General features: G+C 39.6%; 12 protein-coding genes and 1 pseudogene. 12 read left to right on the forward strand and 1 reads right to left on the reverse strand.

Features of this window, described 5'->3' with window-relative positions; translation table 11 throughout:
- Positions 1-325 precede the first annotated feature (325 nt).
- From T498_RS15430 to T498_RS15455, 12 genes are all read left to right on the forward strand, one after another.
- A complete protein-coding gene (locus tag T498_RS15430) occupies positions 326-1,333 on the forward strand; it encodes a flavodoxin family protein (RefSeq protein ID WP_036978268.1) in 1,008 nt (335 codons plus the stop codon).
- Positions 1,334-1,394: 61 nt separating this feature from the next.
- The gene (locus T498_RS0109110) at positions 1,395-2,363 is read left to right on the forward strand and encodes a sugar phosphate isomerase/epimerase family protein (protein WP_028235648.1); all 969 of its coding nucleotides are present in this window, start codon (positions 1,395-1,397) and stop codon (positions 2,361-2,363) included.
- 76 nt (positions 2,364-2,439) lie between these two features.
- Positions 2,440-2,943, forward strand: coding sequence for a DUF1097 domain-containing protein (locus tag T498_RS0109115; protein WP_028235649.1), 504 nt, complete (start codon positions 2,440-2,442; stop codon positions 2,941-2,943).
- Positions 2,944-3,110: 167 nt separating this feature from the next.
- Positions 3,111-4,208 (forward strand): butyrate kinase, encoded by a 1,098-nt coding sequence (gene buk / locus T498_RS0109120; protein WP_028235650.1) that lies wholly within the window; start codon positions 3,111-3,113, stop codon positions 4,206-4,208.
- A 221-nt stretch (positions 4,209-4,429) separates the two neighbouring features.
- Positions 4,430-6,190, forward strand: coding sequence for a thiolase C-terminal domain-containing protein (locus tag T498_RS15435; RefSeq protein WP_330372291.1), 1,761 nt, complete (start codon positions 4,430-4,432; stop codon positions 6,188-6,190).
- A gap of 184 nt (positions 6,191-6,374) precedes the next feature.
- Entirely contained in the window at positions 6,375-6,614 is a 240-nt protein-coding gene (locus T498_RS0109130) for an acyl carrier protein (RefSeq protein WP_028235651.1), read from the forward strand.
- Between the two features lie 24 nt (positions 6,615-6,638).
- The gene (locus T498_RS0109135) at positions 6,639-7,640 is read left to right on the forward strand and encodes a phosphate acyltransferase (RefSeq protein WP_028235652.1); all 1,002 of its coding nucleotides are present in this window, start codon (positions 6,639-6,641) and stop codon (positions 7,638-7,640) included.
- Complete coding sequence (gene acpS / locus T498_RS15440) at positions 7,640-8,023, forward strand: holo-ACP synthase (protein WP_051524691.1); 384 nt, start codon at positions 7,640-7,642, stop codon at positions 8,021-8,023. Before T498_RS0109135 ends, acpS begins: the two co-directional genes overlap by 1 nt.
- Before the next feature lie 292 nt (positions 8,024-8,315).
- Positions 8,316-9,005 carry a hypothetical protein gene (locus T498_RS16245; RefSeq protein WP_051524692.1) on the forward strand — a complete coding sequence of 230 codons (690 nt, stop codon included), beginning with the start codon at positions 8,316-8,318 and terminating at the stop codon, positions 9,003-9,005.
- Positions 9,006-9,449: 444 nt separating this feature from the next.
- Positions 9,450-10,331: a ParB/RepB/Spo0J family partition protein gene (locus tag T498_RS15450; RefSeq protein ID WP_036978271.1), complete on the forward strand. Its 882-nt coding sequence runs from the start codon at positions 9,450-9,452 to the stop codon at positions 10,329-10,331.
- Positions 10,332-10,344: 13 nt separating this feature from the next.
- Positions 10,345-10,845, forward strand: coding sequence for a hypothetical protein (locus T498_RS0109155; RefSeq protein WP_028235653.1), 501 nt, complete (start codon positions 10,345-10,347; stop codon positions 10,843-10,845).
- A 29-nt stretch (positions 10,846-10,874) separates the two neighbouring features.
- Positions 10,875-12,695: a glycoside hydrolase family 3 protein gene (locus T498_RS15455; protein WP_051524693.1), complete on the forward strand. Its 1,821-nt coding sequence runs from the start codon at positions 10,875-10,877 to the stop codon at positions 12,693-12,695.
- Between the two features lie 76 nt (positions 12,696-12,771).
- On the opposite strand, the pseudogene T498_RS17245 reads toward T498_RS15455, so the two are convergent.
- A pseudogene (locus T498_RS17245) lies at positions 12,772-13,031 on the reverse strand (group II intron reverse transcriptase/maturase); the annotation flags it as partial.

Consider the following 13,031-nt stretch of genomic DNA (forward strand, 5'->3'; position numbering starts at 1 on the left):
AAAATAGCTGATTATTAGCATTTCTGTATCGCAAAAAGTATTACAAGCCAGAAGTTACTGTGAGTTTGCGATACATCCAGCTATACACCCAGAGATACACCTAAGAATAGGCTCTGTGAAATGCCTTGCAATAGATATATCCAGTAATTTGTGTAGTTATTATTCAGCTTGCAATAAAAATAAAACATGCATTGCAAGTAAAATAGCAGCAAAAAAATCCTGCAAAATTTGACAAATATGGACACAACATTTTTAAAGTGGAACATTATGTCGTGATATATATTATTACCATAATGTAATAAACAAACCCGGAGGTAATTATTAAATGGAAAAGAAGAAAGTTCTTGGTATTTCATTTGGACGTAAGATGTCTAACTGTGATGTCATGGTTAAAGAAGCGCTTATGGAGTGCGAGAGAGAAGGCTGTGATGTTGCATTCTTACGTGCAGATGATTTAGATATTAACAACTGTACAGGATGTATCGCATGTGTAATCGGCATGATGTCAGGCAGAGGCCGCGGCTACTGCGTAAAGCATGATGATTTTGATATTCTTGATGAGGCTGTAATGCAGGCTGATGCTGTTATCCTTGCTTGCCCTACATATGAGACATCTGTTACAGGTCGTTTCAAAACAATTTGCGATAGAATCGGACCTAGCCATGATCTTTCATTCAGAAAGGTTAGAATCGAGGAAGGCAAGGCAGCAGGTGTTCCAGATGAGCAGCTTCCAGATGTTCGTTGCTTAAAGAAGCGTTCAGCAGCTCTTATCTCAGTTGGTGGAGCTATGACAGAGGAGTGGATTGCTCTTACACTTCCAATGATGTATGAGTTCACATTCCCATGGGGCATCGATGTTGTTGATACAGTTGAGTACTACGGTGCTATGGCTTGCGAAAACGTAGCTGGTAATCCAGATATGATGAAGAGAATGACTCAGGTTGGTAAGAATATTGTTGCTTCTATCAATGCTGATACAGAAGAAGAGAGACTTAAGTTCCGTGGTGAGGAAGAAGGTACATGCCCAATTTGCCACACAAGACTTGTTCAGTTCTCTCATGATAGAAAAACAGCTTCATGTGTAGTATGTGGAAGTCGCGCAACATTTGATATTGTCGATGGTGAGTTCAAGCTCAACTTTACAGATGAAGAGCTTGACCGTTCAAGACTTCGTTGGGGTGGAAAACTAGAGCATTCTACAGAGATTAAGACCCAGGCACAGCCTTCAGGTACAATCAAGAATCTTAAGGAGCTCAAGCAACCATATGCAGATTTCAATCCTGGGGTATGGCCAGCTGATAAAAATGCATTTGGTAATGTAAAAAATGCTTAATAAATTTTTAGAAGTGCTATGAAATCATAGCACTTCTTATGTATTTGAAGAGGTGAAGGATATGAAAATTGGAGTTTGTTCAAATGTAAGAGGAGATTTGCCTTGGAGAGAGGCACTTGAATATTTTGCTGAAAAGGGAATCCAGTGTGTTGAAGTAGGTGTAGGTGGATATCCAGGAAAAGATCATTGCAATCCTGATGTTTTATTAAATGATGAGGCTGCATATGCTGAGTGGAAAAAGGCATTAGACGATACTGGAATTACCGTGTCTGGCTTCTCATGTCACTCAAATCCTGTACATCCTAACAAGGAATTTGCAGCAGAGTCTGATAAGGCTATGAGAGATGCTGTTCTTATGGCAGAAAAGTATGGCATTCATAATATCGAGTGTTTCTCTGGTTGCCCTGGTGATAGCGAGACATCTAAGTATCCAAACTGGGTAACATGCCCATGGCCAAACGATTTTGGTGAGATACTTGAATACCAGTGGAATGAAGTGCTTATTCCATACTGGAAGAACTTTGTAAAGTTTGCAAAAGAACATGGAGTTACCCAGATAGGACTTGAGATGCATCCAGGCTTTTGTGTCTACAATACACAGACACTATTAAAGCTTCGTGAGGCAGTAGGTCCAGAAATCGGATGCAACTTTGATCCATCTCATATTATCTGGCAGGGAATGGATCCTGTTACAGTTATTCGTGCTCTTAAGGATGCGATTTTCCATGTTCATGCAAAGGATACAAGAATAGATGAAAACAACACACGCTTAAATGGTGTGCTTGATACTAAGTCATATTCTGACGAGATTAATCGTTCATGGATATTCCGTTCATGTGGATATGGTAACGACAGATTATATTGGAATGATATTATTTCAAACCTTAGAATGGTAGGCTACGACAAGGTTATGTGTATAGAGCACGAAGATTCTCTTATGAGCCTTGATGAAGGTCTTGAAAAAGCAGTAGAGTGCATGAAGGACACAATCATCAAGGAAGAGAAACTTACTAATGCTCGTTGGATTTAAATGCCGTTTGCTATATTCATAAGCCTTAAGGATAATCCAAGGTCTACTAATTTGGATTAGATGGAGGAAAGATTATATGAAAGAAAAATGGATTAATGCTTTGACACTAGCATTTACAGTTGCACTACTTCCACCAATCTGGGCAGTGCTTTCACCATACATTGGAGTGACAGTAGGGGCAGTAGCACTTATCTGTGCAGGACTTTTTGCTTGCCTTAATAATGATATCAAGATGGCGGTTCCAGTTTCTCTTGGATTCTTATGTGGAGACATTTGGGCAGTTATCGCAACAAATGTGATGGCTGCATCAAACCTTGGAACAAACGTCACAGTATATCTTACTTTATTTATTATGGGTGGATTAGCAGTTGTTATTGGCACACTTCTTGATAAGCTTGTTTTCATTCCAGCGTGGCTGGCAGGATGGGCAATCGGCCTTACAATTATGGGGCCTATGGATGTCACAAACCTTGGAACAACGCCATTTCAAATTGGTGCTGCAATGCTTTCCGGCGTTTGGTATGTAGGTGTTGTAGGAGATTTATTCCAGAAGTTGCTTATAAAGATTATTAAGAAATAAGAATAATCGGTATCATTGCAACGCATATTTATCAATTATTGCAGATATCGTATATACGGTTTGAGATATGCAATAAAAGAAAAAGATATAGGCTTTATAAAATATGATAAGAGCTTAATCAAACATAGAATAATCTTAGAATTTAAAGAAAGTTTTGAGAGAGAAAAATGAGTTACAAAATACTAACAATTAACCCAGGCTCTACATCAACAAAAGTTGGATTTTTTGATGGAGAAGAGCTTAAGTTTTCGGCAAATGTATCTCACGATGCTTCAAAGCTTGCTGAATTTGCAGGTATTAGTGATCAGCTTCCATACAGAAAAGAGATTATCTTAGCTGAGCTTGAAAAAGCTGGAGTTGATTTATCTACAGTGGATGCATTTGTTGGAAGAGGCGGTGGCCTTCTTGCGGTAGAAGGTGGCACCTATGAGGTGAACGATGTGATTTTAGATCATGCACGCAGGGGAGCTAATGGAATTCAGCACCCAGCACAGCTTGGTTCACAACTGGCAAATGAATTTGCGACACAGTTTAATAAGCCTGCATTTGTAGTAAATCCACCTGATACAGATGAGTTTATTATCGAAGCAAGAATGACAGGTATCAAAGGCGTTTATCGTGACTCACATCTTCATGCACTTAACCTTAAGGAGACAGCTATTAGACACAGCAATCTTAAAGGGGTTAAGTACGAGGATAAGAATTATGTGGTTTGCCATATTGGAGGTGGTATTTCCATTTCAGCCCACCGCAAAGGCAAGATGATTGATGGCAATGACATCGTTGCAGGTGACGGCCCAATGGCACCAACTCGTTGTGGTTCAGTGCCAGCGGCACAGATGATTCGCTATGCATACGACCATCCAGATATGAAAGAGACACTTTCTCTTACAACAAAGACTGGTGGTTTTGTAAGTCACTTGGGAACATCTGATGCTCTTGAGGTATTCAACAGAGCAGAGGCTGGCGACAAGGAAGCAAAGCTTATCTGGGACACAATGACATATCAGATTATCAGATACATTGGTTCAATGGCAGCGGTTTTGCATGGCGAAGTAGATGGTATTCTTCTTGGCGGTGGAATGGTCCACAACAAGAAGCTTGTAAAAGATATTACTGATGCATGCTCATGGATTGCAGAAGTTACAGCATATCCAGGAGAATTTGAGCTTGAGGCTATGGCAGCCGGCGCCATCCGTGTTCTCGATGGCGAAGAGCAGGCAAAGCAATATACAGGAGAACCATGCTGGCGCCCAGAGTCGTAAACATAGGTAATACGCGATAAGCTTTAATGTTTAGATGAGCAAGTAAGTAACAAGCTCTTAGGTTTTAGATGAGTCGGTAGGTAACAAGCTATGATGATTCTTAAGCGAAGCATTCTAAGCTGAGCGAAGAATTACCATGCTTGTTACCGTAACAGACGGACTAAAGTATATAGAAGAACTAGGCTTGTTACAGTAACTTGCGGATTAAAAAGGAGAGAAAAATGAATCAGACAAAGATTAATAAGTATTCACGAAGCGTCTCAATCGTAGGCGTAAGCTGCACTCCATTTATGAATACTCTTGATAATCCAGAGACTGCAGGATTAACAGAGGGTGAAATGTTTGGTTACGCAGCACTTAAGGCAATGGAAGATGCAGGCGTTGAGCCAAAGGATGTAGATTATTACTTCCATGGTGAGGCTAGCCCACTTAACGGTTCAAACTACATTACACCAAATGTACAGGTTGCAAACTGGTTTGGTATGAAGGGTAAGGGCTCTATGCATCATTCAGAGGCATGCTGTACAGGTTATCTTGCACTTGAAATTGCAGCAAATGCAGTAGCATCTGGAAAGTATGATTGTGTACTTACAGGAGCTGTTGAGTTTGGAGATGCTATTCCAACTCCAAGCGAGAGCGTAGAGCAGCCAAAGCATCCATATAAGAGAGATAAAATGACCATGGATAAGTTCCTTAAGACAACTTCATGGATTTATGATAAGACATACGCAAGACCTCTTATGGCTCCAATGGAGCTCATCTATGATGATTGCGCAGAAGACTATGTTAGAACACGTGGTATCACTCCAGAGCAGATGGATGATACTTTAAACCATATGGCTATCAACAATAGACATAATGCAGTTCACAATCCACTTGCTATTACACATGAAGAGTTTGCAGATATTGCAAAGGAAAAAGGCTTCGATGATGTTATGGATTACATGAGAAGCCCATACAACCCTAAGTCTGGCGACTTCCTTAGAATGGAAGGCATCGAGCGTAAGTGTGATGGTGCAGCAGCATGTATCGTTATTGCTACAGAGAAGATTCCTGAGCTTTGCAAGAATTTGAGACATAAGCCAATCGAAATCATCGGTATTGGTAGTGCAGCTTGCGAGGCATCAACACCTCACTTTGAAATCAATGCAACAAAAGAAGCTATCCGTCAGGTGTACGAGCTTACAGGAAAGTCTGGAGATGATCTTGATATTTTCTTCGCAAACGACTTTATCATCACATCACACCTTTATGCAGCTGAGCTTGCAGGATACTTACCATACGGTGAAGGTTGGAAATACATTTGCGAAGGCAGAACAGCATTTGATGGTGATAAGCCAATCAATACAAACGGTGGCCGTACATCATTCGGACATGCTCATGCAGCTTCAGGTCTTGCTGATGTATACGAGTGCTGCATGCAGATGCGTGGCGAGTGTGGTGAGCACCAGGTAAAGAAGCTTCCTAAGACAGCAATGCTTAGAGGCTACGGCGGATCTCAGAATGTAGCAGCTATCATGCTTGAGACAGTTGATAACTTTGAGCCATCAAAGGAGCCAGCTAAGGAATCAAATCTTAAGCTTGAGAAGGTTGTTCAGACATATTATGAAGGTTTAGAGCAGGGCAAGCTTCTCGGTAGAAAGTGTAAGAGATGTGGCGCTGTTGAGTTCCCACCTGTTTATGCATGTAACTCTTGCGGCTGCGATGATACAGAATGGGTAGAGCTTAGCGGTAAGGCTGTTATGAAGTCTATCGTACTTCCAGCTCCACTTTCATCAAAGCCAGAATACAAAGAGCGCATGGGTAAATACGCTTATGGCGTTATCGAGACGGAGGAAGGCGCTGAATTCAACGGAGTTGTTATCGGAATCAGCAAGAAGACTCGTCCAGAGCTTCTTGAAAAGCTCCCACTTCCAGTTCACGCAAAAATCATCGATCGTGACGGTGGATTCAAGACAGTAGTCTACGAATTAGACGAGTAGTAATCATTTAGCCGTACATATGTCAAGTTTGCGAGTACGGATTGATAAATGTAATAAAGAAAAACAACTATTAGATGAGGCAGTAGTGCACAAGCTCTTAGGTTTTTCTAGCGAAACGTGTTGTTGAGCTGAAAAACACTAAGGCTTGTGAACGTAACTGCCGGACTTTAGGAGGATTTAGAAAATGGAAAGAAAAGAACTTGAGGCAGCAATTATTAAGATGGTAGCACAGTGCTACAACGCAGATGAGTCTAAGCTTAGCATAGATTCAGAGTTTGGTAAGGATATCAGCGGCACATCAGTTATGATGGTTGGTCTTGTTTCAGAAATTGAGAATGAATTAGATGCTATGATTCAGCTTGCTGATGCAGCAGCTTGTAAGACAATCGGGGACCTTGTAGAGAAGGTTGAAGAGGAATTGTAATTCGTATATACGAAGGAGAATACAATGAGCGTACTTGATAAGATTTATGAAAAGGCTAAGGCAAACCCTCAAAAGGTTGCGTTTCCTGAAGCTGAAAATGAAAAGATGATGCAAGCCGCTTACGAGACAGGTAAAGAAGGATACATTAAGCCTATCTTAGTTGGTGATAGCGCTCGCATCAAAGAGCTTATAGCTGAAAGAGGCTATGAGGAAAACGTATTTACGATAGTAGATATTGATGAAGAAAGCTACAAGAATGATATTATTGCCAAGTATGTTGCACTTCCACACACTTTGCTTAAGGAAAAGGCACTTGGTCGTAGAATGGCAAATCCACTCTACTATGCAATGGCTATGCAGGCTGTTGGAGAAGCAGATGTTACATTTGCCGGTATCGACAACACCACTGGTGATGTTCTTCTTGCAGGCCAGATGATTATTGGATTAAAAGAAGGAATCAGCACAGTTTCATCTATCGGTCTTTGCGATATCCCCGGATTTGAAGGAAGCGAAGGACAGCTTCTCGCTGTAGGTGATAGTGCGGTTTGTACAAACCCAACAGCTGAGCAGCTTGCAGATATTGCTATCTCAGCTTGTGATACAGTAAAGGGACTTCTTGACTGGGAACCAAGATGTGCTATGATTTGTTATTCAACACTTGGCTCAGGTCAGGGCGAGCTAATTGATAAGGTCAAGGAAGCACTTGCGATTGCAAATGAAAAGCGTCCAGATCTTGATATTGATGGGGAGTTCCAGCTTGATGCAGCAATTGTTCCAGCAGTAGCAGCAAAGAAGGTTAACCGTGAGAGCAAGGTTGCAGGTAAGGCAAATGTACTTATCTGGCCAGATCTTAACGTAGGTAACACAGCTGTTAAGCTCATTCAGCAGTTTGGCCATGCAGATGCTTATGGCCCAATGCTTCAAGGCTTCAACAGCATTGTATGTGATTGCTCAAGAGGGGCACCTGTATCAGAAATCAAAGGAAATGTTGTAATTTCAGCAGTTCGTGCTATGGGACAGAAATAATGGCAAATGTTTTAGGCGTAGGTATCGATTTGGTATCTATCTCAGAAATTAAAGAATTAGATAATCGCACTAAAGGTGCTTTTGCTAAGAGAACATATTCAGATATTGAAAAAGAGGATGCTAAGACTGCGTCTAATTATTATGAATTCCTTGCAGGGCGTTTCGCCGTAAAGGAAGCATGCTATAAAGCAATATGTGGCAACTTTCCTGAAGTCAATTTTGATTTCAGACAGGTTGAAACAATTCGATTATCAAATGGAGCTCCAAAGTTTAATGGTAATGAGAACATCCTAAAGATTCTAGACCAAATCGGAGCTTCAGACATTAAAATATCGATTTCAAATCAGGGCGATTTCGCCATAGCAATTGCAGAAATAAATTAAAGTGGCTGTCACACTAATTACTTGGTGCGGCAGCCTTTTTTGATACTAAAATAAGAGTTTGTTAATAACAGTCCTTGCAAATATTATTTTTACATGTTATATTATCCAAGTCTTATTTTCTAAGGACGCTTAGTCCTTTCAATTATTAAGTGCGTATCGCACAATTTTTCAGTATTAATTAGTATTTATAGTTTTGAATGAAGGGAGTGTATGAGTTATAGAGGAATACTATCTTAAAAAATTATATGAAATAGATAAAGAACTAACAGAAATAGACAATGAACTAAAGACTATGCCATCGGGAGAACTAAAGGCATATACAAATAATAAATCACATCGATGGTACTATATGGATGGGAGCGCCAGGGAATACCTATCTAGAAAAAATCGCCAATTAGCAGAAAAGCTAGCGCTAAAGAAATATCTATTGCTGAGAAAAAATGAATTGTTGGAAGATAAGAGTAACATCAATCATCGATTAATGTTATTAGATTCTAAATGCCATGAAGAGATGGAGAAGTTTTTGAATAGTGCAAGCTATTTTGAATTACTACCAAAGAATATTAATAAGAAGGAAGATTGGCAAAATGAAGAATACAAAACAAATCCGTTATATCCAGAACAGAGAAATGTACTTTGTCCCTCGGGTAGATATGTTCGCTCAAAATCAGAGGTATTTATTGATATGGCATTAACACAGGCTGGAATACCATATCGATATGAGTGTGAATTAATACTTGGAAAACAGAATTATTATCCGGATTTTACAATTAAACATCCCGGCACAGGAATGTTAATATATTGGGAACACTTTGGAAAAATGGACAATCCAGACTACGCTAAGGCAGCCTTTAATAAGATTAGAAAGTACTATGAAAATGGATTGATACCGGGAAAGAATATAATTGTCACATTTGAAACTAGAGATAATCCATTTACTTTTAATGAAGCCAAAGCTGCACTAGCAATGATGAAGCTGTAAAACCAATATATTTAGGGGGGTTTATCGCAACGAGACGAGAGCATGCTGGGTATATGAGATTTTGCGATATGAATTCCTTTGAAAATGCTAGATATTATCGCAATGGAATGGATACATGCGGCATTCTGGGAAGTTTGCGATAAAAAATAATAGATTTTGCTGATTTTGTATCGCAAATTATCTGGAAGACTGCATCACTACGTTTGCCTGCGATAAATTGATATGAGTAATAGATTTTTTATATCGCAAAAAGTCTATTAAGCCAGAAGTATTCGTTGGGATGCGATAAATCCCCCAAGAACTCAAGCACCCCAAGACCTCCAAGACCGCATTGTTTCTAATGACTTACTCAGCTTTAATTGTTTTTTCACGATTTGGATTTATATTTGTGCTAAGATACGTTTTAGAGAGAGTTTTAGGGGAGAAGGAAAGGTTGAGTGACCTATGGGGAAAAACGCTGGTACAGAGTTTGACGAGTTTATTGCAAAAGAAATTAAAACCTATGCCGGAGTTGCAATGCCGGTAAAAGCAGGGCTTTTAAATCGTTTTTTTGTATCTAAAGCGGCATGCAAGAAATTGCATCCAAATCCAGATGATGAGTTTTCAATTCCATCAGTTGGACCAAGCTATAGAATTATTTCTGATTATGAAAAGAAATTTATTCATAATGAAAATACCAACGGGTATTACTATGATGGTGAAGAGCCAATTATGGTAGAAAAGATACGACCCGATGGATATATGATTCTAAATGGTCATCACAGATGGGCTGCTGCCGTTAGATTGGGAAAGCCAAGGATTCCTGTTAAGGTTATTAATGTGACCCACGAACAGGAAATCAGGGATATAATCAAGAATTCTAATCATGATAAAAGAGTTACGCTAGATTTAGATGAAGTTGTATTTTGGAATGAAAATAATGGCCCAGCAGAAAAAGCTTTACCATTTCCTATAAACAGGATTTATAAAGACAGATTGAGATTAGGAATTCCAGCATTGTTTAACATGTTTAACAAAAGTGGATATGATATCTGGATTTATAGTTCCAAATTCTATTCTACCGATTATATACAAAATCTTTTCAAAAAGTATCATGTGCATGTGACTGGAATTATTACTGGTACATCAAAACGTAAGCAGCTTAAAGATGATAAGAATGCTATTCAGGATTTATATTCAAAAAAATACTTAGTTACCTTACATGTAGATAACGATGTTGTATTAATGATTGATAATAAAACAAAAGACTTCCAGGAATTCAACATCGATGGTGAGGAAAACTGGTCCAAAGCGGTTATGGACATAATAAAAGGACTGGATACATAAAGAGGATAAAGGGATGAATAATGACAGTTACAGTGAAGAAAAAATGAGGGTATCTTTCGACTTGGATGAAGTTCTTTTTGTTTCGCCAGATACTCATAAAACGGAACCAGCTCTTAGGTTTCCTTTTAACAAAATATATAAAGAACGTCTCAGACTTGGTACACCAGATTTGGTAAATGAGCTACAGCGACTAGGGTATGAAGTTTGGGTTTACACATCTTCATTTCGTACAGAAAGATACATTAAAAACTTATTCAAACATTATAAAGTTCATTTTGACGGAATTGTAAATGCTCAGCGTCATCTAAAGGAAGTGCAGGGAAACAATAAAACAATACTTCCACAAAAGCTTCCAAGCAGATACAGGATTTCTCTTCATATTGATGATGAGACAGTGGTATGTTCTTTGGGGCCTCAGTATGGTTACAAGACATATCAGCTTGATGCGGAAGATGACGAGTGGAAAGAAAAAATCATAAAGGAAGCTGAGCACATAAAGAATCTGCCAAGATGATAGCATAGTGATATGTATTGGAGGGTGACATGATTAAAAAGAAATTTGCAATATTAATGGCTATGTGTATGACTATCTCTACAATTGTATGTGCCACTAATCCTATGACAGCCAATGCTGCTGATGGGATTAAAGCTATGGTTGATAGTATGACCACAGAACAGAAAGTAGCCCAGATGCTGATGCCTACTATCAGATATTGGAACGAGGGGAAAACAAGTGTTACAGAATTGAATGATGCACAAAAAGAGTTGCTTAGAAAATATAGTTTTGGTGGAGTGATAGTGTTCGCTCAAAACTGCCAGAACGCTGCTCAAACAACATCTCTGATAAAATCTATGCAGCAGGCCAATTTAGAAGGCGGCGCAACAAGTTCACTTCTGGTATCAATTGACCAAGAGGGCGGATACATCACAAGACTTAATACTGGTACTGCGATGCCAGGAAACATGGCGATTGCGGCTACAGGCAATCCTGAAAATGCATATAGCGCTGCTTCTGTGATAGGAAATGAGCTGGCGGTTCAGGGAATAAATGTAGATTTTGGCCCAGTAATGGATGTGAATAATAATCCTGAAAATCCAGTAATTGGCGTCAGATCATTCTCTGACAATCCACAGGTTGTAGCAACCTACGGAGCCAAGTATATTGAAGGGCTTCACAGCAATGGTGTAATGGCGGCCTTAAAGCATTTCCCAGGCCATGGAGATACAGCTACTGACAGTCATACAGGGCTTCCAAAAATCAATAAGACTTATGAAGAGTTGAAAAGTCTGGAGTTGATTCCATATGCAAGTGCCGCTAAGCAGGCTGATTTTATTATGACAGCGCATATTCAGTATCCTAAGATTGAAACTCAGACATACAAATCAATATCAACTGGTGAAGAAATATATTTGCCGGCAACATTGTCAAAAACGATTTTGACAGACATTCTTAGAAAAGACATTGGTTATAAAGGCATTATTATCACAGATGCAATGTATATGGATGCAATTTCTGCTCATTTTGATGAACAGGATTCGGCGCGGCTTGCAATAAATGCAGGGGCTGATATGATTCTTATGCCTGTCGATTTATCCTCTACAAAAGGCATAGAAAACATGGATAAATATATAGCTGGGGTAGTGGCACAGGTCGAATCAGGAGCAATTTCATCAGAGCGAGTGGATGAATCTGTATACAGGATTTTAAAGACAAAAGCGAAATATGGGCTGCTGAATGATGATTCTTTAAATGTCATGAAGAAATCAGCTAGAATCACACCATCAGAAACATTGGCCGAAAATACTGTTGGCTCAAGCGAGCATCACGCAATCGAATGGAACATAGCAGTGGAAGCTATAACAGCAGTCAAAAATGACAGTGCATTTCCAGTAACTTCAGACAAAAAAGTTGTAGTCCTTTATCCCGATGCTAACATGGCGAATTCTATTATTTATGGTATTGAAATTGCAAAGGCAACTAATGTGGATGTAAACAGCGACAATATACAATCTGTTTGCTTGAAGAACATGGGCGATAAAAGTGTGATATCGGCAATCAATGGAGCCGATGTTGTAATTATGATTTCTGTTGATTTTACAAATCAGGAATTGGCAAACAAGCTTGTAGCAAAGACTCATGAGAATGGCGGTAAATTTATTTTGCTCAGCGCTAAGTTGCCTTATGACGTCACAATGTGTCCGGAGGCAGATGGTGTAGTTGCTTGCTATTGTCCAAAGGGGATGCCAGAGATGCCTACAGGAAAGCCTAATTCAAAGCAGTATGGTGCTAACATCCCAGCTGCAATTTTCACATTGTTTGGTGGCAGCACACCAACTGGCAAGCTCCCAGTAACAATTAAATAATAATAATAGAGTAGGAGGCGGTGACTAACCGCCGTCCTCTCACGGCACCGTACGTACCGTTCGGTATACGGCGCTTTCAATAGTTGACGTGCACAGACTGATAGGCTGTGGCTAAATCATAGAAGCCACTGTTTATCAGTCTTTCTTTTGTCATTGCCATGTTGACTGCGACTGTATGTGTGGTAAACCAATGTCCGCGCCGACTGTTACCAGCCAAAAGCGCCAAGTCCTTGGGCACGCCCATCTTTATGAGATTGCGTACTTTAGTTTTTGGCTTCTTCCACTGTTTCCATATACACATACGTATTCTGTGATAGAGCCACCCATTGATTTCGT

Source organism: Pseudobutyrivibrio sp. MD2005 (assembly GCF_000621865.1).
Lineage (GTDB): Bacteria > Bacillota > Clostridia > Lachnospirales > Lachnospiraceae > Pseudobutyrivibrio.

Coding starts and splice junctions, on each gene's coding strand:
- T498_RS0109115 (WP_028235649.1), top strand. CDS start 2,440: ATGAAAGAAAAATGGATTAATGCTTTGACACTAGCATTTACAGTTGCA.
- T498_RS0109135 (WP_028235652.1), top strand. CDS start 6,639: ATGAGCGTACTTGATAAGATTTATGAAAAGGCTAAGGCAAACCCTCAA.
- T498_RS16245 (WP_051524692.1), top strand. CDS start 8,316: ATGCCATCGGGAGAACTAAAGGCATATACAAATAATAAATCACATCGA.
- T498_RS0109155 (WP_028235653.1), top strand. CDS start 10,345: ATGAATAATGACAGTTACAGTGAAGAAAAAATGAGGGTATCTTTCGAC.
- T498_RS15450 (WP_036978271.1), top strand. CDS start 9,450: ATGGGGAAAAACGCTGGTACAGAGTTTGACGAGTTTATTGCAAAAGAA.
- T498_RS0109110 (WP_028235648.1), top strand. CDS start 1,395: ATGAAAATTGGAGTTTGTTCAAATGTAAGAGGAGATTTGCCTTGGAGA.
- buk (WP_028235650.1), top strand. CDS start 3,111: ATGAGTTACAAAATACTAACAATTAACCCAGGCTCTACATCAACAAAA.
- acpS (WP_051524691.1), top strand. CDS start 7,640: ATGGCAAATGTTTTAGGCGTAGGTATCGATTTGGTATCTATCTCAGAA.
- T498_RS15455 (WP_051524693.1), top strand. CDS start 10,875: ATGATTAAAAAGAAATTTGCAATATTAATGGCTATGTGTATGACTATC.
- T498_RS0109130 (WP_028235651.1), top strand. CDS start 6,375: ATGGAAAGAAAAGAACTTGAGGCAGCAATTATTAAGATGGTAGCACAG.
- T498_RS15435 (WP_330372291.1), top strand. CDS start 4,430: ATGAATCAGACAAAGATTAATAAGTATTCACGAAGCGTCTCAATCGTA.
- T498_RS15430 (WP_036978268.1), top strand. CDS start 326: ATGGAAAAGAAGAAAGTTCTTGGTATTTCATTTGGACGTAAGATGTCT.